Origin of the sequence: Pseudomonas schmalbachii, from assembly GCF_017589465.1 — a bacterium.
Taxonomy (GTDB): domain Bacteria; phylum Pseudomonadota; class Gammaproteobacteria; order Pseudomonadales; family Pseudomonadaceae; genus Pseudomonas; species Pseudomonas schmalbachii.
In genome coordinates, this window is record NZ_JAELYA010000008.1 from 84,171 (window position 1) to 106,157 (window position 21,987).

Sequence of the window (21,987 nt, forward strand, 5' to 3'; positions counted from 1 at the left end):
TGAACGCAGTGAAGCCCAACGATGGCGATGTCGGGCTTCGCGTTGCTCAGCGCCAACCTACGGTGGGCATTGCAGCCCGCGAAGGTCGCTTATTCCTCGACAACCTGCACCACTTCGCGCACATGCTCGATGAAATTCCGCGCCGCAGGCGTGACTGCATCGGGCAGTACCGCCAGCGCGGTCCCCACCACCAGCTTCTCCGACACGCCGCGCAGCGGGATCAGGCGGATGCCATCGCCGGCGTATTTGCCCAGCCCGTCCGGTAGCAGTGCGACACCGAGGCCACCTTCCACCAGGCCGAGGATGGCATGCACCTGCACCGCCTCCTGGACGATCCGTGGCTGGATGCCGGCTTCCTGGAAGGCATACAGGGTCAGCGCGTGCAGGCTCGGCACCAGGCTGCGGGAGTAGATGATGAAGGGCAGCTCCGCCAGTTCGGCGATTTCCACCTCGTCGCGTGTGGCCAGCGGTGAGTCGCTGCTGACCGCCAGCACCAGGCGTTCGCGTTGCAGCAGGGTGATGCTGGCGCTGGTCGACTCCAGCACCGGAAAACGCACCAGCGCCACGTCCAGCGTGTGTTCGTCGAGGCGGCGCAGCAGGCCGCTGGTGGGGCCTTCCTCGATCAGCAGGTCGATGCGCGGATAGCGCTCGCGGAAGCTGCGCACGATGCGCGGCAGCAATGCGTAGGATGCCGAGCCGACGAAACCGACGCGCAGCCGTCCCTGCTCGCCGGATTCGCCCTCGCGCGCGGAGCGGCGGATTTCCTCGGCGTAGAACAGCGTGCGGCGGGCGTTGCGCAGCACCACCTCGCCGGCCGGGGTCAGCCTGAGGCCGCTGGGCAGGCGTTCGAACAGCAGCACGCCGAGCTCTTCCTCCAGCTTCTTGATCGACGTGGACAGCGGCGGCTGGGCGATATGCAGCTGCTCCGCGGCGCGGCGGAAGTTGAGGGTCTCGGCGAGGACCAGCACCTGCTTGAGTTGACGAAGTTCCATAGGGCTTGCCGTGTTGGCGAGTGGGCGGCGACACCATACGCCGAGTGTATCGGGCTATCCGAATCCGGTATTGGACGCGGCTTGCGGCGGGCCACAGAGTATCGCATGGCCCCGGCGTCCGCCTGAAGCGTACGGCCGTGGCCGCGTCTACCAATCTGCCAGAGCGAAAGAATTCCATGGGACCACTTGCTGGTGTGAAAGTGATCGAACTGGCGGGCATCGGGCCGGGCCCGATGGCCGCCATGATGCTCGCCGACCTGGGCGCCACCGTGCTGCGCATCGAGCGCCGCGAGGCCGTCGACCTGGGCGTGAAGAAAGAGCTGAAGTACAACCTGACGCTGCGCAACCGCAAGGCCATCGCCCTCGACCTGAAGGACCCGGAAGCGGTCAAGCTGGTGCTGGAGCTGGTCCGCGACGCCGACGCGCTGATCGAGGGCTTCCGCCCCGGCGTCACCGAGCGCCTCGGCCTCGGCCCGGAGCAGTGCCTGGCGATCAACCCGCGCCTGGTCTACGGCCGCATCACCGGCTGGGGGCAGGACGGCCCGCTGGCCAAGGCCGCCGGCCACGACATCAACTACATCGCCCTGACCGGCGTGCTCAACGCCATCGGCCGTAAGGACCAGCTGCCGTCGATTCCGCTGGCGCTGCTCGGCGACATGAGCGGCGGCGCGCTGTACCTGACCATCGGCGTGCTCGCGGCGATCCTCGAAGCGCGGCAGTCGAAGCAGGGCCAGGTGGTGGACGCGGCGATCGTCGACGGCACCGCGTCGATGGCGACGATCTTCTACGGCATGACCGCCAGCGGCCAGTGGAACCCCCGGCGCGGCAGCAACGTGCTGGATTCCGGTGCGCACTTCTACGACGTCTATTCGTGCAAGGACGACCAGCTGATTTCCATCGGCCCCATCGAGGGACGCTTCCACGCCGAACTGCTCAAGCGCCTGGACATCGACCCGGATCAGGTCGGCGCGCAGAACGACCCGCGCAACTGGCCGAAGGCCCGCGAGCTGTTCGCCCAGGCGTTCAAGCAGCGCAACCGCGACGAGTGGTGCGCGCTGCTGGAAGGCACCGACGTGTGCTTCTCGCCGGTATTGTCGTTCGCCGAGGCGCCGCAGCATCCGCACCTGAAGGCGCGTGGCACCCTCATTGAGATCGACGGCGTAGCGCAACCGGCCCCGGCGCCGCGCTTCAGCCGCACGCCGTCGGCCACCCCGACCCCGCCGGAAGCCGCCACCCGCGCCGGCGCCGACGCGGCCCTGGCCGGCTGGCTGCCGAGCGAGGAGATCAACCGCTGGCGCGACAACGGCGTGCTGGGAGACGGCCCGCAGGGGTGAGCCCTTTGTACGGTGGACAACGCTTTGCTTGTCCAACGTCGGGGCCATGAATTGGTGGAAATGCTTCGCGATTTCCACCCTACGTATGGAATACGTAGGAGCAGTTCGTAGGGTGGACAACGCTCTGCTTGTCCACCGCTTTTGATGGTGGTGGAAAAGGCTTCGCCGTTTTCCACCCTACGTTCGAGAGAGAGCGGAAGCCGTAGGGCGGGTGCAACCCGCCAGTCCGTAGATGTCATGGCGGGTTGCACCCGCCCTACGCGCGAAAAAAAGCCGGAGCTGATGCTCCGGCTTTTTCGTTCCTACCGCCCTCAGGCCTGCTTCGGCCAGTAGCGTTCGCGCAGTTGCTGCTTGTACAGCTTGCCGGTGGGCAGGCGCGGTAGCTGGTCGGTGAAGTCGACCGAGCGCGGCATCATGTAGCGGCCGATCTTGCCGTTGAGGAACTCGATCAGCGCCTTCGCCAGGTCGTCGGAAGCCTGCGCGCCGGGCACCAGCTCCACCACCGCCTTGACCTCTTCGCCCATCTCCGCGTTCGGCACGCCGATCACCGCCACGTCGGCGACGCTGGGGTGGAGGATCAGTTCGTTCTCGATCGCCTGCGGGTAGATGTTGACCCCACCGGAAATGATCATGAACGACTTGCGGTCGGTCAGGTACAGGAAGCCGTCCTCGTCCACGTAGCCGATGTCGCCGATGGCGCTCCAGTTCGGGTTGCGCGGGTGCTGCGAGGAGCGGGTCTTCTCGGTGTCGTTGTGGTACTGGAAGGCCGGCTGCTCGGAGCCGAAGTAGACCAGGCCCTTCTCGCCGGCGGGCAGTTCGTTACCCTCGTCGTCGCAGATGTGCAGCGTGCCGATCAGCGGCTTGCCGACCGAGCCCGGGTGGGCCAGCCATTCCTCGCTGTTCAGCGCGGTGGCGCCGTTGCCTTCGCTGCCGCCGTAGTACTCGTTGATGATCGGCCCCCACCAGTCGATCATCTGCCGCTTGATCTCCACCGGGCAGGGCGCCGCGGCGTGCACGGCGCTCCGGTGGCTGGACAGGTCGTAGCGCTGGCGATCTTCCGCCGGCAGCTTGAGCAGGCGCACGAACATGGTCGGCACCCACTGGCTGTGGGTGATGCGGTAACGCTCGATGTTCGCCAGCGCCTGCAGCTCGTCGAACTTCTCCATGAACACCACGGTGGCGCCGAGGTAGTGCAGGTTCAGCGCGAAGCCCATGGGCGCGGCGTGGTACAGCGGCGCGGTGGACAGGTAGACGCTGTCGCCGGTGTAGCCGAGCAGCGTGACCATCGGGCTGACCGCGGCGTACTCGTTGATCTTCACCTGCGGCAGGGCGCGCAGGACGCCTTTCGGCCGGCCGGTGGTGCCGGAGCTGTACATCATGGTGGCGCCCAGCCATTCGTCCGCCAGGCGTTCGGCGGGGAAGTCGGCCACGGCGTCTTCGAAGCGCGTCCAGCCGTCGAGGGCGCCATCCACCATCAGATGCTGGGTGCAGTTGGGGATCAGCGGCGGCAGGTCCTTGGCGGTTTCGCGCATGGCCCAGGAGCTGACGATCAGCTTGGAGTTGCTGTCCTCGACGATGTAGGCCACTTCGCCGGCGGTCAGGAAGCGGTTGATCGGCACCACCAGCAGCCCGGAGCGCAGCGCCGCCCAGCAGATCTCGAAGCAGCGGATGTTGTTCTCGAGGAACATCGCGAAGCGGTCGCCGCGGCGCAGGCCGTGCGCATGGAGATACTGGGCGAAGCGGTTGGAGCGCTCGTCCAGCTCGCGGTAGGTCAGGGTCTCGCCGCTGTTGGCGTTGATGACGGCCGGCCTTTCCGGCGTCAGGATGGCGTGATCGCCGAGGTACTTGGGAGCTTCCATCTGTCGGTCATCTCTTATGCTTGTATTTGCGTGGGAGCTGTCCTTGCGCCAGGCGCGCCTGGAAGCTCCGCTACCGGGTCGGTATTGCTGCGGGAAATGGTGGCATGGCGGGAAGCCGGGGGGAGCTACCCGCGGAGAGTAGCTGTAGGCGTGTCCAGTGGCCTGTACCTTCACCCTGGCGGCCAGGAAAGGGCCGGATCGCCAGTCATGGCGGAACAGGGATCATTCGCTTATCCACTCGCCACGGCATTCACCGGAGTCATCGCGGGGCGGGTTGCAGGAGAGTCGCATGCCTGATCACCACAACAGTGTCTCGCCCGCCGCCGACGGGCTGTCCGCCGCCATGCCGGGCAGATGGGCCGTGGTTGGGCAAATGCCGCGCGGCAAGCTGCTGGAACGGCTGGACAATGCCGGTAACGCCCGGCTGATCCTGATCCGCGCGGCGGCGGGGTTCGGCAAGAGCAGCCTGCTCCAGCAATACCGCGAGCGCTGCGTGGCGGCGGGGATGCAGGTCCTCTGGCTGGACATGGAAACGGCGGACAACGACCTGGCGAGTTTCGCCGGACGCCTGGAAACCGGCATCCGCGCGCTGGACCTGGGCGACGAGGCCGATGGCACGGACGACGGCGCCGATGCCGCTGAATCGATCCACCTGCTGCTGGAATACCTGCACGGCAGCGAGCGGCCCTTCGCGATCCTGCTCGACGAGTTCGAGGCGATCCAGAATCCCGCCGTGCTCAGCTTCATCCAGCAACTGCTGGCCGCGCTGCCGGCGGCCGGCCGGCTGGTGATCGCCTCGCGCACCACCCCGGCGATCGGCATCGGCCGCATCCGTGCGCGCGGGCAACTGCTGGAAATTCGGCCCGACGCACTGCGTTTCAGCATGGCGGAGACGGCGTTCTATCTGCGCGACATGCACCGGCTGAAGCTCGGCGACAGCGAGATTGCCAGGCTGCACGAGTGCACCGAGGGCTGGGCGGCGGCGCTCTGCCTGGCCGTGCTGTCCCTGCACGGGCGCGACGATCCGGCGGCGTTCATCGAATCCTTCTCCGGCTCCCATCTGGAACTGGCCAGCTACCTGGCCAACGACATCCTTGCCCAGCAGAGCAGGGAGTGCCGCGGTTTCCTGCTGCAGACCAGCGTGCTGCGGCAGCTCAGCGCGCCGCTCTGCGATGCGCTGACCGGCCGCAACGACAGCCGGCAGATGATCGAATACCTGCTGCACGCCAACCTGTTCCTGTTCCCGGTGGACGAGGAGCAGCGCTGGTTCCGCTATCACACCCTGTTCGCCAGTTTCCTCGCCGATGCCCTGGAGCAGCGTTTCCCCGGCCGCGCCGTGGCGTTGCACCGGGCGGCCGCGCAGTGGCACCTGGCCGAGGGGCTGCCGGTGCAGGCGATCGACCACCTGCTGCGCGCCGGCGATACCCGGGCGGCCGCCGGCGTGCTGGCCGGCCATTTCCCCGCGCTGTTCGAACGCGGGCATACGCGCCTGCTGCTGCGCTGGCTGGAGCAGATCCCGGTGGAGCAGCTCGACGAGCAGCCGGGGCTGCTGCTGGTGTATGCCTGGGTGCTGACCCTGGCCCGGCGCTATGACGAGGCGCTGCACCTGGTGGGGCGCTCCGCTTCGCCGGTCGAGCGCGACCTGATCCGCTGCATGGTGCTGGCGGTCACCGACCGGGTGGAGGAAGCCTATGAACTGGGGCTGGCGCTGCGCGACCGGGTGACGCCGAACGAGCGCTTCGCCTACGGGACGCTGGCCAATACGCTGGCCTACTGCATGCTCGCCACCGGCCGCAGCGACGAGTCGCGACGCCTGCTGTCGAGCGCGATCCAGCACGCCACGCAGCGTGGAACGGGGTTCATGAAAAGCGTCTCGGTCAGCATCGAAAGCAACCTCGACCTGGTCCAGGGGCGCCTGGGCAGCGCGCTGGCCCGCGTGCAGGACCTGGGCCTGAGTCACTGGGGCTCGGCTGGCGGCAAGCTGTTCGGCGGCAAGCTGGCGCTGAACGTCATCCGCGCCGTGGCGCTCTACGAGAGCGGCCAGCTGGACGAAGTCGAGCTGTTGCTCAGCGAGTGCCAGCCCTATGCGCAGGACAGCGGACCGCTGAACACGCCGATCATCGTCCACCTGCTGCTGGCGCGCATCGCCTGGTCGCGTGGCGAGCGGACGGCATGGCAGCAGAACCTGCTGGACCTCGAACAGATCGGCCGCAGCTGCGGCTCCTCGCGCATCCTCTGCTCGGTGTGGATCGAGCGAGCGCGCGTCGCTTCTCTCGAAGGCCGCCTGGAAGGCGCCGCCCAGGCGCTGTACCAGGCCGAGCGCCACGGCGACTGGGATCGCCCCGGCATCCTGTTCCACAGCAACGATACGGACAACCCGAGCATCGCCCGTCTGCGCCTGGCTATCGCCCAGGGACAGCACGCCGCGGCGGCCGAGGCGCTGACCCAGGCCATCGACGCTGCCGAGGGGCAGCGGCTGCTGCGTCGCGCGCTGAAGCTGCGCCTGCTGCTGGCGCTGGCGCTGGACGGCATGGGGCCGGAGGGCAGGGCCTTCGCGGTGCTCGGCGAGGCGCTGCGCTTCGCCAGTCACGAAGGCTTTGTCGCGACCTTCCTCGAAGAAGGCGCGCGGCTGGCGGATCTGCTGCAGCGCTGGGCGCAGTCATACCGGCCCAGCGCATCGGCGCTGGGCATCGCCCCGCGCTTCCTTGGCGAACTGCTCAGGCGGGTCGGTACGCGCAGCGAGCCGGGCGGCCGCGATGGCGCCGGCGAGGCGCGCGACCTGCTCACCGAGCGCGAACGCGAGGTCATGCAACTGGCCGCCGAAGGCTGCGCGATCCGCGACATCGCCGAGCGGATGAGTCTTTCCCTGCACACGGTGAAGACCCACCTGCGCAACATCAACGGCAAGCTCGGCTCCCACGGCCGCATGGAAGCCATCGCCATCGCCCGGTCGCGCGGGTTGCTCGATTAGCGCTGCCGGCGCAGGAGAGAGGAAATCGTAGGATGGGTTGAGCTTGCGATACCCATCATTCGCGGCATCCACCATTCGATGGGTATCGCTTCGCTCAACCCATCCTACGTTTGCGCCGTGGCGGTGGGATTTGTCGCGTGGCTACCCCCTCACCCTAACCCTCTCCCTCCAGGGAGAGGGGACTGTTCGGAGTTGCCGGCTGGCACGGCATATCGCCCGACGCAGTTGTACCCCCTCTCCCTCCGGGAGAGGGTTGGGGTGAGGGAATCGCAACGCCGGTGTTTCGGTGGGAGCGAACCACTCCCGCGACTGCCTCAGGACAACACCCCCATCGCCTTGGCCCGCACCACCGCCTGGGTCCGGCGCGTCACGCCGAGTTTGTGGTTGATGTGCTTGGTGTGCGCCTTGACCGTGTTGGTGGAGATATACAGGCGCTCGCCGATTTCCTGGTTGGAAAGCCCTTCGGCCAGCAGTTCCAGCACCGAGACTTCCCGCGAGGTGAGTTCCTCGCGCTTCTTCAGGCTGCTGCCGGAACCGCCTTCGGAATGGGACCTGGCCGGTTGCGCGGCCTTGGCCTCGCCGACCAGCAGGTTGAACGATCCACCCGCCGGCACATGCCGGCTCTCGCCTGGCTGGGCCGCCTCCGGCTGGGCCTGTTCGAGTTGTTCCAGGGTCTGCCGCACCCTGTTCAGCAGGCCGCGGAAATTCAGGCGCAGGCATTCCTTCTGGGTCATCTGCAGGCGCTTCTCGGCATCCCTCACCCGGCCCAGGCCGATCTCGGCGCGGGCCATCAGCACCTGGTTGCGCACCATCATGGAGGGCACCAGCATGCCGTTCAGGCGCGCGGTGGGGCCGCGCAGGTAGTCCTCGATCGAGCGGGCCATGGTCAGCGCCTGTTCCCACTTGTTCTGCCGCACCAGGATGCTCAGCGATTGCAGGTTGAGCACGCCGCGGTAACTGGTTTCCTGGACGTTGGCGCACTGCAGGCGCCGTTCGGCATCCTGCAGGTAGCGGAATGCCTGCTGCTGGTCGCCGCGGCAGGAGGCCACTTCGGCAAGGCCGGTCAGGGCGTGCAGCAGCGGCGAGCCGCAATTCTGGATGTGCTGCAGGGCTTCCTGCATGGCCCGCTCGCAGGCATCCAGGTCGCCGCGCTGCAGATGCAGCTTGCCCTGCATGGCCAGCAGACGCCCGTGCAGCATCTGGTGGTGGTTGCCGTCGGCCTGCAGCAGGGCGAGGTTCTCCTGCAGCAGCAGTTCGGCGAGCGTGATTTCGCCGCAGAGGATCATCAGGCAGATGCGCTCGCTGTTGACCAGCGCTTCGCTGGCCAGGCAGCCATGGCGCCGCGCCTGCTCCACCGCATCCATGAGGATCTGCTGGGCCTGTGCGGTCTCCCCGGCGCTCATGGCCAGGCGGGCCAGCGTCGAGTGGCAGAGGAAGGAGACGTGGCGGTCGCTCTCGCCCAGCTGGGCCAACGCCGACTGGCAGTGTTCGCGGGCGCTGTCGCAACTGCCCAGCAGGCCCTGGATGGTGCCGTGCAGCGCCTGCCATGCGGCCAGCAGGCAGCGGTTCAGGTCGGCCGTGGGTTGCGGCAGGAAGTGCCCCAGGTGGGTCAGGCAGGTCTGGGCCTCGCTGAGGCGCGAGGCCATCAGCAGGGCGCAGGCATTCAGCGCCACCAGTCGCGGCGTGCTCTCCAGCAGGCGTACGGGCAGGCGCTTGCGCCAGTCGAGGAAGGCCATCAGGTGTTGTCCGCCGAGCAGCCAGCTCGGGCTCAGCCGCGACATGTAGTTGACGGCAACGTCCAGGTGCCCGGCGTCCAGCGCCAGGTCGATGGCTTCGTCGGTGAAGCGCAGGGCGCTGAGCAGTCGGCAGGCGGCCAGGCGCAGGCGGTTGACGTCGACCGTGGCTGCCCGGTCCTGCAGCACGTGCGCCACGGCCGGCAGCAGGCGATACCATTCGCCGTCGCGGTCGAGCGGCTGGAAGAACGACTGTGATTGCAGCAGTCGCTGGAACAGTCCCCTGGCGTCCAGGTCGTCCCACAACTGGGCGCAGAAATTCGCCGAGAAGCGCGGCAGGTGCGCCAGGCCACCGAGCAGGCGGCGCTCGTCCTCGCTCAGGCGCGACAGCAGTTCGCGTTCCAGATAGTCGCCCAGCCACACCGCGCTGGACTGGCTGGCGCGGCCCTGGGCGCCGAGCAGCAGACGCACGCCGGCGCACCAGCCGAGGGTCCGTTGCCAGACCTCCTCGCGGGTGCTGACGCTGGTGGCGGGGGAGAGGAGGGCGACGATGTCGTCGAACTCGCCGCGGGAAAAGGCCAGCGCATCGCTGCCCAGCTCCAGCAGCTCGCCGTCCAGCAGCAGGCGCGGCAGGTTCCACTGCGGCCGTTGCCGGCTGCCCACCCAGAGCTGCAGGGGCGCGCGGGAATGCACCAGCAGGTGATCGATCCAGGCGTCCAGTTCGGCGTCGGCCTCGGCCGGGTAGTCGTCCAGCACCACACGCAGGGGAGCGTTCGAGCGTTCGAGGAATTCCAGCAGCGCCTGGCTGCCGTCCGGTGCACCGTCCAGCTGTTCGGCGATGCGCGCGCAGAGCTTCTGCAGCGGCAGCGGCTTTCCGGCCAGGTCGAGGTGGACGCAGCGCCCCTGTGCGTCGGACTGCTCCAGGCATTCCCGGATCAGGGTGCTTTTGCCGTAGCCGGCGGGTGCGCAGAGCAGGCGCAGGCGCGGCTGCCCGGCAAGCAGTTCGGCGACCAGGCGCGGACGCGGCACGAGCCGGGATGACGGTACGGATCGTATGGGGGCCTCGAAGCTCACCGCCTGGGCGGTCTCCAGGGCGATGGCTGAGAGATGCTGCGACATCTTTTTTTATTCTCCTGGACGGCGCCGGATTGCGACGCTGTCGACACTTCTGCGAGTGAATGAGTGATGTGCCATGGCCGATTCCAATCGGATCGGCCGACGCGGCGCTGTGCCGCATGATTCGCGAGCTGGTTGGCCGGCAGGGTGGAAGTCCCCTGCGCTGGGCGTTTCCGGCGCTATGCCGGGCAGCGATTTTCCCTCCCTCTGCGGGCATTAAGGATTGTTTGGGAACCACTCCAGCGGGCAATACCCTTTTCGGGTGATACGGGTTACTTCCTTCGCCCGATGGGACGAAACGCCGCGTGAAGCGGAGCACGCAGGCCAGCATCGCGATCCGTGGCGGGCGGGGTGGTCGTAACACTTTCGCGGACGCCTCGCGGTACGCCGCAAGTGCCCGTGCTGGAAGGGGTTTCCGCTAATGCCTGGCGATGCGTAAACGCCGTTTCGTTTCCGTTGGTATGCGGACCGTTACCTTCTGTAATCGCCGCCGCCAATCCAATCACCCGCACGGGTGACTCAAAATTACTCCAACAGGCAATGTTTACCCCTTGCGCCGCTCCCTAGCATCTAGCTTCCAACTGTCAACACATCCGCAATCGGAGTACCGCATGACAACTATAAAAATGCGCGGGCTGTACCAACCGCACCTGCTGGCCGCAGCAGTAGCCTTGGGGATCAGCGCACAGGCTCACGCCGTTGAATTCAATATCGGGGAGATCGAGGGGCGTTTCGACTCGTCTCTATCTGTTGGCGCCAGCTGGGCTGTCCGCGGTGCCGATCCGGATTACATCTCGCCGAACAACACAATGGGCAAGCGCGGCGCGGCAGGCAGCGCCACCGTCGACGACGGCCGCCTGAACTTCAAGAAGGGCGAGACCTTCTCGAAGATCTTCAAGGGCCTGCATGACCTCGAACTGAAGTACGGCGACGGCGGTGCCTTCATCCGCGGCAAGTACTGGTACGACTTCGAACTGAAGGACGAGCACCGCCTGTTCTACGATATCGACGACAGCGGTCGTGACGACCTGGCCAAGTCTTCCGGCGCCGAATTCCTCGACGCCTTCCTCTACTACAACTACAACCTTGGCGAACTGCCCGGCAACGTGCGTTTCGGCAAACAGGTGGTCAGCTGGGGTGAGAGTACCTTCATCCAGAACGGCATCAACGTGATCAACCCGCTCGACGTCGCCGCCCTGCGCCGTCCGGGTGCCGAGGTGAAGGAAGGCCTGATCCCGGTGAACATGTTCTACCTGTCCCAGGGCCTGGCCGAGAACCTCACCGCCGAGGGCTTCTACCAGTTGCAGTGGGAGAAGACCATCATCGACAACTGCGGCACCTTCTTCGGCGCCGATGCGGTCCAGCAAGGCTGTAACGATCGTCTGTCGGCAGCCGGCCCGGACTTCCCCCAGGGTGATCCGCGTCTTAACGTCGCCGCAAACAGTGCCTACGTGCCCCGCCTGAAGGACGACGACGCCCGCGACAGCGGCCAGTATGGCCTGGCCCTGCGCTGGTTCGTGCCGGAGCTGAACGACACCGAGTTCGGCGCCTATTACATGAACTATCACAGCCGCAACCCGTTCATTAACACCATCGCCACCACTGGTGCGACCGGCCCCGGTGCGGCTGCGATCAATACCGTTCGTAACACGCGCTTCTTCATCGACTATCCTGAAGATATCCGCATGTATGGTCTGAGCTTCCAGACCAACGTCGGCGGCACCTCGCTGGGCGGCGAAATCAGCTTCCGGCCGAACCAGCCGCTGCAACTGTCCTCGCCGGACTTCCTCGGCGCGGCACTGGGTCGCCAGACTCCGGTGAACCCCACCGGCCTGCAGGCCAGCCAGCGTGGCCAGGAGATGACCGCCTACAAGCGCATGCCGGTATTCCAGGCGCAGATGACCGCCACCCAGTTCTTCGACCAGATCTGGGGCGCCAGCCGCCTGACCCTGGTCGGCGAGATCGGCTACAACCGCATCAACGGCCTGGGTGACACCGATGGCAGCGACCTGCGCTTCGGCCGCAGCCCGGTATTCGGCGCCGGTCCGAGCGTCTTCGCCAGCAACGCCTGCGTACCGAGCGCCACCACCAATGCCAAGTGCAGCAACCACGGCTTCTACACCACCAACTCCTGGGGTTACCAGGCTCGTGCCCGCCTGGACTACTCCAACGTGATCGCCGGTATCAACCTGGCGCCGACCGTCGCCTGGCAGCATTCCGTGGACGGCTACGGCCCGAACTTCGACGAAGGCTCCAAGGCCATCAGCATTGGCGTCGACGCCGACTACCTGACCAAGTACACCGCCAGCCTCAGCTACACCGACTTCTTCGGCGGCAACTTCAGCACCAACGGCGACCGTGACTTCGTCGCGCTCAGCGTCGGCGTGAACTTCTAACCTCACCGAAAGGGCATGCACATGAAAACAATTACAAAGCTGCAATCGGGTGTACTGGCTCTGTCCCTGTCCCTGCTGGCCACCAGCGTGCTGGCCGCGGTTTCTCCGGAAGAGGCCGCCAAGCTCGGCACCACCCTGACCCCGCTGGGCGCGGAGAAGGCCGGCAATGCCGACGGCAGCATTCCGGAGTGGACCGGCGGCCTCAAGCCGGGCGCCGCTCCGGTGGATGCCAACGGCTTCCTCGGTAACCCGTTCGAAAGCGACAAGCCGCTGTTCGTCATCACCAAGGCCAACGTCGATCAGTACAAGGACAAGCTGACCCCCGGCCAGCAGGCGCTGTTCCAGCGCTACCCGGACACCTACAAGATCCCGGTGTATCAGACTCGCCGTACCGCCGCCGCTCCGCAGACCGTGTATGACGCCATCAAGAAGAGCGCGGTGACCACCGAGGCGGTCAACGACGGCAACGGCCTGAAGAACTTCGAGCAGTCGCACAACTACGCCTTCCCGATTCCGAAGAGCGGCGTGGAAGTGGTGTGGAACCACGAGACCCGTTATCGCGGCAGCAACTACACGCAGCTCTCGGTTCAGGCCACACCGCAGGCCAATGGCACCTACACCATCGTCGAGTTCAAGCAGGATGTGGCTTTCCCGCAGCTGATGTCCGACGTCAGTCCGGAGAAAGGTGCCAACTTCCTCTTCTACGTGAAGCAGGAAATCGTCGCCCCGGCGCGCCTGGCCGGTAACGTGACCCTGGTTCACGAGACCATCGACCAGGTCAAGGAGCCGCGTCTGGCCTGGGCCTACAACGCTGGCCAGCGCCGTGTGCGCCGCGCCCCGCAGGTCGCCTACGACGGTCCGGGTACCGCCGCCGACGGTATGCGTACCGCCGACAACTCGGACATGTATAACGGCGCGCCGGACCGCTACAACTGGAAGCTGATCGGCAAGAAGGAGATGTACATCCCGTACAACAACTACAAGCTGTGGTCGCCGAAGGTGAAGTACGCCGACATCCTCAAGCCGGGCCACATCAACCAGGACCTGACCCGCTACGAACTGCACCGCGTGTGGGAAGTGGAGGGTACCGTCAAGCCGGGTGAGCGTCACATCTACGCCAAGCGCCACATGTACTTCGACGAGGACACCTGGCAACTGGTGGAAGTCGACCATTACGACGGCCGTGGCCAGCTGTGGCGCGTCGGCGAGGGTCACCAGGTGCTGGACTACCAGCAGGGCGCCGGTACCTATGCCGCCCAGACCCTGTACGACCTGATCGCCGGCCGCTATGCGGTGATCGGCCTGACCAACGAGGTCAAGCGTGCTTCCTCGTTCGGCCAGAAGTTCACCATGAACGACTTCACCCCGGCCGCGCTGCGCAACGCCGGTATCCGCTAACCCCATCCCCGGCCCTCCTGCCGCCCGCAATGCGGGCTGGCAGGTTCGGCAGGGCCCGGGCATTTCCAGTACACGAGGGCAGCTTCTGCAGCATGCCCGATCCACGGTCCGCTCCACCGTGGCTCGGGGTGCTGCAGCCGCTGCCCTCGGTATTTCAGGAGGTAGGGCGGGTGCAACCCGCCAATGCCTCGGTCCTTGCCCCGTGTATCGACCTGCAGGAGCAACTGTCTTTGCGTTGTCGCGAGGCTACCCCCTCACCCTAACCCTCTCCCGGAGGGAGAGGGGACTGGTCGGAGTTGCCGGTTGGCACGGCGCATATCCTTGCACCGTTTTACCCCCTCTCCCTCCGGGAGAGGGTTGGGGTGAGGGAGCCGGCAACGCAACAGCATCGTCGTAGGAATAACTGTCTTGCGCGGCCAAGGGTACTGATGTAGGAGCGAGCTCTGCTCGCGAACATCGGCCCCGCAAAAGCTTCGCGAGCAGAGCTCGCTCCTACAGGAATACCCCCGCGTCTAGCCGGAGGGGCAGGAAAGACGCAAAAAAAAACCGGGCCAAGCGGCCCGGTGAAACCAAAGGGGGATAGAAACACGGCGCTGCCCGGCCTGCCGTGTCTATGAGTCTCGGCAGGGAGGGGATCGTCCGTGGGAAATCTGTCGACGCAGCGGGCCGGAGCGGCCGCGCTACGCGGGGAGGGGCGTGCGATTCGGGGCGCACGGCTGCAAGCGTTCGTTCATCGACCGGCATCCGTGGCTGGTCCGTCGCTTGCGGTCGGGATCGGCGCATGGCCGGAACTGCGGCCGCGTCGATAGCTGTTGCCGATTATCGACGCGGCGATGGTGGATGGCTCTAATCACTTCGGACCAATTTCCCGTCCGGGCGATGGCTGGTCCGGCCGCGGGTCAGGCGCCCATGCGGAACATCGCGCCACCCTGGGAATAGCCGCCATCGACGTTCAGCACGGTGCCGCTGATGTAGGAGGCCAGCGGCGAGGAGAGGAACAGCGCGGCGTTGGCGACTTCCTCCAGCGTGCCGTAGCGACCCAGCGGCACCAGGCTGGCGGTGCGTTTGGTGCTTTCGTCGTCCGGCGCCAGCCGGCGCATGCCCTCGGTGTCGCCGATCGGGCCGGGCACCAGCGCGTTGACGCGGATGCCCTGGCGACCCCACTCGACGGCGAGGGTGCGGGTGAGCATTTCCATGCCGGCCTTGGCGGCGCAGGCGTGGCTCTGCAGCGGGGTGGGGATGCTCGCCTGCGGCGCGGAGATGGTCAGCACCGAGGAGCCGGCGCCGCGCAGGTGCTGGTGGCCGAGGCGGACGACGTTGAAGGTGCCCAGCAGGTCGATGTCGACCACGGTCTTGAAGGCGTTGCAGGACATGTCGGTGGCAGCGGCGAGGAAGTTGCCGGCGGCCCCGGAGATCAGCACGTCGATCGGGCCGAAGGCTTCCACCGCCTTCTCCAGCGCGGCGCCCAGCGCCTGCGGATCGCGCACGTCGGCAGCCAGGCCGAGGGCCTGCGGGCCGAGTTCCGCGGCGGCATTGGCGGCCTTTTCCGGATTGCGCCCGAGCACCGCGACCTTCGCGCCGCACCGGGCGAAGGCCCGGGCGATGCCGAGGTTGATGCCGCTGGTGCCGCCGGCGACGAAGACGTGGGCGTTGGCGAAGCCCGACCAGGGATGGGTTTGCATCATGGGTACTCCTTTCTTGTTGTAGTCCGGAACGTAGGTTGGTGGCCGTAGGTTGGCGCTGAGCGCAGCGAAGCCCAACATGAGCCCGGCATTGGCATCGTTGGGCTTCGCAAGCTCAGCACCAACCTACAGGCAGCGAAGCCCAACATCTGTCGAGCCATTGCATCGTTGGGCTTCGTAAACTCAGCCCAACCTACGGGAGCGGTGAGCCAACATCCTTCAGTCCAGCAGACCGCGGTTGCGGGCGATGGCGATGGCCTGGGTGCGGCCCTGGGCGCCGAGCTTGGCGTTGATCTTGCGTAGATGGGATTTCACCGTGCATTCGGAGAGGAACAGCTTCTCGGCGATGGCGCGGTTGCGGTGGCCGGCTGCGAGCAGTTGCAGGACCTGGATTTCCCGGGCGGTCAGCGCTTCCTGATGGGCGTCGGCACTGCCTTCGCCGCTGCCCGCGCTCTCCACCACGATGTTCAGGCGCTCCAGCAGCGCGGCGAGGAAGCGCGGTTCGACGCCGCGCTGGTCGCCGCCCTGGGTGCGCTGGTTGAGCGTCCAGCGGCGCAGCAGCGCGACCAGGCGCTCGCCTTCCTCGACGAAGGTCTCCACGAAGCCGTTCTGGCTGGCCAGTTGCAGGGCCAGGCCGAGCGCCTCGAAGGCCGGCTGCGTGCGGCCCAGGCCATCGAGGGCGAGGGCCAGCAGCACTTGCAGCTTGATCTCGCGGCGCCGGTGCAGGCGCTCGCGGGCATCGGCGATGGCCGGGCGCAGGGCCTCGACCGCCGCGGCGTGCTCGCCGAGGGCGATGTGCAGGCGCTGGCGGGCGATGCTCGGGGTATCGACGTCGTTGGCGAACATCAGGAAGCCGGGGCGATCCCAGCCGCCGACCTGCTCGGCGGACTCCAGCGCCTGCTGCGCGGCGTCCAGGCGGTGTTCCAGGATGGCCACGCGGGCGCGCTCCAACCAGGCGGAGCACTGTACGCGCGGCGAGCCGGCCTGATGGCCGATCTGCTCCAGCTCCACCAGATAGCGCAGCCAGGTGTCGCGCTCGCCACGGGCCAGGGCCAGGCGCGCCATCAGCACATGGCTGACGATCAGGCTGTCCGGCGTGCTGGCGTTCTTGGTGGTCGGCATGATCCGCTGCAGTAGGCGCTCGGCCTCCTGCAGGCGATCGATTTCGTAGAGCAGCTGGGCGCTGATGGCGTCGCGGGTGAGCAGGGCGCCGACCGACTTGCCGTCGACCTCGTGCCAGGGATTGGCGCCGTCGCCCTGCAGGCGCGCCAGACCCTCGCCGAGGCGCCCCTGGATCAGGTCGAGGATGCTTTCGTTGCAGTCGGAAACGCTGCGCAGCAGGCTCGACGGGCTCTGCGCGTCGCGCTCGCGGGCCTGGGCGATCAGTTGCCGGGCCTCGTCGTAGCGGCCGCTGGCGATCAGGTTGTAGGCCAGGGCGTTGATCAGCACGTCGTACTGGAAGAGCTCGCCTTCGGGCAGACGAAGCAACTGCTCCAGGCCGACGCGGCAGCATTCCTCGACCTCGTCGGTCAGACCCAGCAGCAGGCAGCGCAGGGTCTGTGCCTCCATGGCCTCGCCGGTCTGCGACAACTGGTCGATCAGGCGGTTGGCGTCATGGAAGCGGCGGGCAAAGATCAGCGCCCAGGCATAGGCCAGGTTGAGTCGCGGATGGCGGTCCAGCAGCTCGCCGGGGAGGCGGTCCAGCCAGCGCAGCAGCATGCGCGTGCGGCCGGTTTCCACCAGGCTGTCGATGTGCTCGGCCAGCTGTCCGGCGGCTTCGGTCTGGTCGCCGGCATCCAGCAGCAGTTCGATGGCCGGTATCGGCCGCCCTTCGGCGAGGAACCATTGCGCCGCCTTGCGTTGCAACTCGCGGGCCTGGCCGGGGTGGCGTCGCTCCAGGGCGTCGCGCAGGAAGCTGGTGAACAGGCTGTGGTAGCGGAACCACTGGTGCTGGCCTTCGATGGGGATCAGGAACAGGTTGGCGCGCTCCAGCCGCTGCAGCATCGCCTGGCTGTCGTCGCGGCCGGTCAGTGCGTCGCACAGCGGCGCGCAGAACTGCTCGACCACGCTGGTCTGCAGGAGGAACTGGCGGCAGTCGTCGTCGAGCCGGGCGAGGATGTCCTCGGCCAGGTATTCCGCCAGCTGCAGGTTGGAGCCGGAGAACGAGGCGATCACCGACGCATGGTCCTCGCGGCCCTGCAGCGACAGGCAGGCCAGGTAGATCGCGGTGACCCAGCCTTCGGTGCGCCGGTAGAGGCTGGAGATCAGGTTGTTGAGCAGCGGCAGCTGGCGCTTGTCGCGCACCAGCGAGGTGGTTTCCTCCAGGCTGAAGCGCATCGCGCCGGGGGCCAGCTCCAGCAGGCGGCCACGGGCGGCGAGGCGGCCGAGGTCGAGTTCCGGGGTGGTGCGGGTGCCGATCGCCAGCACGCCGCCCGTCGGCAGGCTGTCGAGGATCTGCTGGACGAAGCTGAGCACGGAGGGGTTCTGGATCACCTCGAACTCGTCGAAGAGGATGGCGAACGGCGGCTGGCACTGGCCGAGCAGGTCCAGCACGTTCTGGGTGCCCGGCTCGTCGGCGGCGCTGGCCTCCGCCCCCTCCGGCAGCAGGTTGCGCAGCCCGTGCCAGAGCAGGACGACGAAGCGCTGCAGGTCGTTGTCGGCGGCGTCGAGGTTGATCCACAGCGGACGGCGGCCGGTGGCGCGGCAGCGGTCGTGGAATTGCTGGAGCAGGGTGGTCTTGCCGAAGCCGGCGGCGGCGCGGACCAGGATCAGCCGGGCGTCGCGGGCGTTTTCCATCTGGTCGAGCAGATGCTGGCGTTGCAGGTGGTGGCTGTCGCTGCAGGGTGGTGCGTACTTGGTGGCGAGGATACGGATCGGTGCGGACCTGGCTGGCGCATTGCCGGCGCGGGACGGCGCGGTGGCTGAGTTATCCATGGACCATGTCATGCAACGCACCTCCTGTTCGGGCGACGTGAGACTGCGGCCGTCGCCATCCAATTGTTTCATTTTGGGGCATTGTGCCACGGCAAGGTGCCGGAAAGAGAGGTTGCTCGGCAGGTAGGCACTACGGCCAGCGAGGGGGAGGGTGGACTGGGGGTGACGGGCGGTATAACCCGCCGACCGGCGTGGCCGGTTGGCGGGTTCCGGGAGGCTTTGCGCAGGGCGGGTGCAACCCGCCAGTCCGGAGGTGTGATGGCGGGTTGCACCCGCCCTACCTGCTATTTCTTGGCTTGCTCCGCGTAGCGCTCGACCAGCTTGAACTTCTGCACCTTGCCGGTCGGCGTGCGCGGCAGCGGGTCCTGCTGCTGGATCACCCGCTTGGGCGTCTTGAAGCCGGCCAGGCGGGCATGGCAATGGCGGATCACCGCATCGCCATCCACCGGCTCGCTGCCCGCCGGGACCACCACGGCAGTCACCGCCTCGCCCCACAGCGGGTCGGGCAGGCCGATCACCGCGCACTCGGCGATGCCGGGGACGGCCAGGATGGTTTCCTCCACCTCGGCGGCATGCACGTTCTGCCCGCCGGTGACGATGACTTCCTTCAGCCGGCCGCTGATGAACAGATAGCCTTCCTCGTCGAGGTAGCCGATGTCGCCGGTATGCACCCAGCCGTCGCGGAAGGTTTCCGCCGATTTTTCCGGGTTGTCGTAGTAGGCGGTGACTGCCGCCGGGCAGCGCCCGAGGATCTCGCCCGGCTGGCCGGCCGGCAGGTCGCGGCCCTGCAGGTCGACGATGCGCACCTGCGAATGCAGGACCTGACGGCCCACCGAGCCCGGCTTGCGCAGCCGGTCTTCCGGCGTGCTGAGCACCAGGGCGCCGCTTTCCTGCATGCCGTAGTACTCGTAGAGGTCCTGGCACAGCGAAGCCTGGACCGCGTGGCGCAGCGGTTCGGGCAGCGACGAGCCGGCGAAGACGATGGCGCGCAGCGAATCGACCTTGGCGCTGGCCAGGTTCGGCGCGGCCAGCAGCATCGCCGCCATGGTCGGCACCAGGTTGACGATGCTCACGCCTTCCTCGCCGATCAGGCGCAGCGCGGTTTCCGCGTCGAAGTTGACCAGCACGTTGCGGATGCCCTGGGATACCGAGGCGATCGCCCAGCCGAAGCCGACCCGGCCGAACATCGGGAATACCGTCATCGCCACATCGCGACTGGTCATGTCGTAGCTTTGGAACAGGCTGGTGGCGGCGGTGCAGTTGTAGTGGTTGATCACGTAGCACTTGGGCAGGCCGGTGGTGCCGGAGGTGAGGTTGAAGTAGTACGGGTCGTCCTCCTCCACCTCGATGTCCGGTTCGCTGCTGGCCGAGCGCGCCAGCAGCGTTTCGTAGTCGTGACCCAGCGCCGGGCCGTCGCCGAAGCTGACGCAATGGGCGATCTGCGGCAGGTCGGCGAGCAGCGGCGCCAGCGCCTCGGCGAAGCGGCGCTCGATGACCAGGGCGACCACGCCGGTGGCGCGCATCAGTTCGAGCATTTCCAGCGGCGCCAGGCGGTAGTTGAGCGGCAGGCCGACCAGCCCGGTCTTGGCCAGGGCGAAGTAGGTCTCGACCATTTCCGCGCGGTTGCTGCTGAGGAACGCCACCCGGTCGCCCTTGCGCAGGCCAAGACCGCCCAGGCCGTGGGCGAGGCGATTGCAGCGGTCGTTGGTCTGGCGGAAGGTGAAGCGGCGCTGGGTGGAACTGCAGAAGAAGCTTTCCCGTTCGGGGAAGCGGATGGCGGCGGTGCTGATGACCTGGCCGACCACCATTTTGCCCATGGCATGACGTTTCATCGAAGATCTCCTGGTTGGCCCCGCTCCGTCCGGCGCGGGGTTACAACGGCGACGCTGGTTATTGTTGTCTGGTTCGGGGCGTGGCGCCCGGACCGGTTGTGCGAGGCATTGCTGGATCGTCGTCGGCCGGTTGCGCACCGGCCGGTCTCCACATTCCACCGGCGGGCCCTGCAGGCAGGCATACCGTCGGTCGGGGGGATGTACCGATGATGCAAACGGGCGTCCCGGGTGTCGTCGTCCGAAGCGACGGTTTTGTCCGGCCGCAGGGCCTTTCCGCCCATTCCCTCGTCCATTTGGATGCCTCCGGTTCCTCCTCAACTTCATCCCTTCGACGGTCGCTGGGCAGGCGGACGCTCCCTAGGATTGAACGTGATAACTGCGTCAGTGGCCGAGGACATCCGGCCTGGCGCGAACACACAGCGCCTGGTGGAGCAGCTTCAGGGCAACCTGGCTCCCGGCTTCGATACGGACGACATGTCCTGCCTGGCGCGGCGTTACTACAGGAGCATCGAGCATGAGCGAAAAAGTAGTCGTTGCCGGCGTCGGCATGATCCCCTTCACCAAGCCGGGCGCCAGCCCGAGCTACACCGACATGGGCGCCGAAGCCGTGCGTCTGGCGCTGAAAGACGCCGGCCTGAGCTACGACCAGGTGCAGATGGCCTTCGCCGGCTACGTGTACGGTGACTCCACCTGCGGCCAGACCGCCCTCTACGAAGTGGGCCGTACCGGTATCCCGGTGGTCAACGTCAACAACAACTGCTCCACCGGTTCCACCGCCCTGTACCTGGCCCGTGCCGCCGTGCAGAGCGGCCAGGTCGATTGCGCCCTGGCCCTCGGCTTCGAGCAGATGCAGGCCGGCGCGCTGAAATCGCACTGGGATGACCGCCCGCGTACCCGCGCCAGCGTCGTCCACGTCATGGAAGACCTGACCGCCGACGTCCCGGACCTGCCGCAGGCCCTGCGCACCTTCGGTGGCGCCGGTCGCGAACACATGCAGAAGTACGGCACCAAGATGGAAACCTTCGCCGCCATTCGCGCCAAGGCCAGCCGTCATGCCGCGAACAACCCGCTGGCGCTGTTCAAGAACGTCGTCACCACCGAAGACGTGATGAACGACAAGCTCATGTGGCCGGGCGTGATGACCCGCCTGATGGCCTGCCCGCCGACCTGCGGCGCTGCCGCCGCGCTGATCGTTTCCGAGAAGTTCGCCAAGAAGCATGGCCTGCGCAGCGACGTGGTGATCCTCGCCCAGTCGATGGCCACCGACCCGGTGATCTCCTTCGATCCGCCGTCGCTGATCGCCTACGCTGGTTTCTACATGGCGCAGGACGCCGCCCAGCAGGTCTACGAAAAAGCCGGTGTCGGCCCGCAGGACATCCGCGTGGTCGAGCTGCACGACTGCTTCGCCCAGAACGAACTGCTGACCTACGAAGCCCTGGGCCTGTGCCCGGTCGGCGGCGGCGAGCGCTTCGTCCTCGACGGCGACAACACCTACGGTGGCCAGGTGGTCACCAACCCGTCCGGCGGCCTGCTCTCCAAGGGCCACCCGCTGGGCGCCACCGGTCTGGCGCAGTGCTACGAGCTGACCCATCAGCTGCGCGGCACCGCCGGCGCCCGTCAGGTCGAGGACGTGAACATCGCCCTGCAGCACAACCTCGGCCTCGGCGGCGCCTGCGTCGTCACCATGTACGGCCGCAACTGATCAACCACCTTCGCGCGCACTCTGCCGGGTGCGCGCCC

At 67.1% G+C, this 21,987-nt stretch carries 11 protein-coding genes; 5 read left to right on the forward strand and 6 right to left on the reverse strand.

Going from position 1 to position 21,987, the window contains the following annotated elements:
• Positions 1-89: 89 nt before the first annotated feature.
• A complete protein-coding gene (locus JFY56_RS19415; RefSeq protein WP_208315695.1) occupies positions 90-992 on the reverse strand; it encodes a LysR family transcriptional regulator in 903 nt (300 codons plus the stop codon).
• Between the two features lie 176 nt (positions 993-1,168).
• On the opposite strand from JFY56_RS19415, the gene JFY56_RS19420 reads away from it, so the two are divergent.
• A complete protein-coding gene (locus tag JFY56_RS19420; RefSeq protein WP_208315696.1) occupies positions 1,169-2,326 on the forward strand; it encodes a CaiB/BaiF CoA transferase family protein in 1,158 nt (385 codons plus the stop codon).
• Between the two features lie 311 nt (positions 2,327-2,637).
• Here JFY56_RS19420 and JFY56_RS19425 read toward each other — a convergent pair whose 3' ends face one another.
• Entirely contained in the window at positions 2,638-4,185 is a 1,548-nt protein-coding gene (locus JFY56_RS19425; protein ID WP_208315697.1) for an acyl-CoA synthetase, read from the reverse strand.
• Positions 4,186-4,474: 289 nt separating this feature from the next.
• Here JFY56_RS19425 and JFY56_RS19430 point away from each other — a divergent pair, with 289 nt between their 5' ends.
• Entirely contained in the window at positions 4,475-7,156 is a 2,682-nt protein-coding gene (locus JFY56_RS19430) for a LuxR C-terminal-related transcriptional regulator (RefSeq protein WP_208315698.1), read from the forward strand.
• Between the two features lie 314 nt (positions 7,157-7,470).
• Here the strand turns inward: JFY56_RS19430 and JFY56_RS19435 are convergent, their stop codons facing one another.
• Positions 7,471-10,008, reverse strand: coding sequence for a LuxR C-terminal-related transcriptional regulator (locus JFY56_RS19435; protein WP_208315699.1), 2,538 nt, complete (start codon positions 10,006-10,008; stop codon positions 7,471-7,473).
• A 608-nt stretch (positions 10,009-10,616) separates the two neighbouring features.
• Between JFY56_RS19435 and JFY56_RS19440 the strand changes: the two genes are divergently transcribed.
• Both JFY56_RS19440 and JFY56_RS19445 read left to right on the forward strand, forming a co-directional pair.
• Positions 10,617-12,401: a DUF1302 domain-containing protein gene (locus tag JFY56_RS19440; RefSeq protein WP_208315700.1), complete on the forward strand. Its 1,785-nt coding sequence runs from the start codon at positions 10,617-10,619 to the stop codon at positions 12,399-12,401.
• A 21-nt stretch (positions 12,402-12,422) separates the two neighbouring features.
• Positions 12,423-13,799 (forward strand): DUF1329 domain-containing protein, encoded by a 1,377-nt coding sequence (locus JFY56_RS19445; RefSeq protein ID WP_208315701.1) that lies wholly within the window; start codon positions 12,423-12,425, stop codon positions 13,797-13,799.
• A gap of 899 nt (positions 13,800-14,698) precedes the next feature.
• On the opposite strand, the gene JFY56_RS19450 is transcribed toward JFY56_RS19445, so the two are convergent.
• The 3 genes from JFY56_RS19450 to JFY56_RS19460 form a co-directional block, all read right to left on the reverse strand.
• Complete coding sequence (locus tag JFY56_RS19450) at positions 14,699-15,481, reverse strand: SDR family oxidoreductase (RefSeq protein WP_236032880.1); 783 nt, start codon at positions 15,479-15,481, stop codon at positions 14,699-14,701.
• Positions 15,482-15,700: 219 nt separating this feature from the next.
• Complete coding sequence (locus JFY56_RS19455) at positions 15,701-18,415, reverse strand: LuxR C-terminal-related transcriptional regulator (protein ID WP_208315703.1); 2,715 nt, start codon at positions 18,413-18,415, stop codon at positions 15,701-15,703.
• A 284-nt stretch (positions 18,416-18,699) separates the two neighbouring features.
• Positions 18,700-20,247, reverse strand: a complete 1,548-nt coding sequence (locus JFY56_RS19460) for a class I adenylate-forming enzyme family protein (protein WP_208315704.1) — start codon at positions 20,245-20,247, stop codon at positions 18,700-18,702.
• 514 nt (positions 20,248-20,761) lie between these two features.
• Between JFY56_RS19460 and JFY56_RS19465 the strand changes: the two genes are divergently transcribed.
• The gene (locus JFY56_RS19465; RefSeq protein ID WP_208315705.1) at positions 20,762-21,949 is read left to right on the forward strand and encodes a lipid-transfer protein; all 1,188 of its coding nucleotides are present in this window, start codon (positions 20,762-20,764) and stop codon (positions 21,947-21,949) included.
• Positions 21,950-21,987 lie beyond the last annotated feature (38 nt).

What these genes read in the sequence shown, in the direction of transcription:
- JFY56_RS19415 (WP_208315695.1), bottom strand. Translation starts at nt 992, where the DNA reads ATGGAACTTCGTCAACTCAAGCAGGTGCTGGTCCTCGCCGAGACCCTC.
- JFY56_RS19420 (WP_208315696.1), top strand. Translation starts at nt 1,169, where the DNA reads ATGGGACCACTTGCTGGTGTGAAAGTGATCGAACTGGCGGGCATCGGG.
- JFY56_RS19425 (WP_208315697.1), bottom strand. Translation starts at nt 4,185, where the DNA reads ATGGAAGCTCCCAAGTACCTCGGCGATCACGCCATCCTGACGCCGGAA.
- JFY56_RS19430 (WP_208315698.1), top strand. Translation starts at nt 4,475, where the DNA reads ATGCCTGATCACCACAACAGTGTCTCGCCCGCCGCCGACGGGCTGTCC.
- JFY56_RS19435 (WP_208315699.1), bottom strand. Translation starts at nt 10,008, where the DNA reads ATGTCGCAGCATCTCTCAGCCATCGCCCTGGAGACCGCCCAGGCGGTG.
- JFY56_RS19440 (WP_208315700.1), top strand. Translation starts at nt 10,617, where the DNA reads ATGACAACTATAAAAATGCGCGGGCTGTACCAACCGCACCTGCTGGCC.
- JFY56_RS19445 (WP_208315701.1), top strand. Translation starts at nt 12,423, where the DNA reads ATGAAAACAATTACAAAGCTGCAATCGGGTGTACTGGCTCTGTCCCTG.
- JFY56_RS19450 (WP_236032880.1), bottom strand. Translation starts at nt 15,481, where the DNA reads ATGCAAACCCATCCCTGGTCGGGCTTCGCCAACGCCCACGTCTTCGTC.
- JFY56_RS19455 (WP_208315703.1), bottom strand. Translation starts at nt 18,415, where the DNA reads ATGGATAACTCAGCCACCGCGCCGTCCCGCGCCGGCAATGCGCCAGCC.
- JFY56_RS19460 (WP_208315704.1), bottom strand. Translation starts at nt 20,247, where the DNA reads ATGAAACGTCATGCCATGGGCAAAATGGTGGTCGGCCAGGTCATCAGC.
- JFY56_RS19465 (WP_208315705.1), top strand. Translation starts at nt 20,762, where the DNA reads ATGAGCGAAAAAGTAGTCGTTGCCGGCGTCGGCATGATCCCCTTCACC.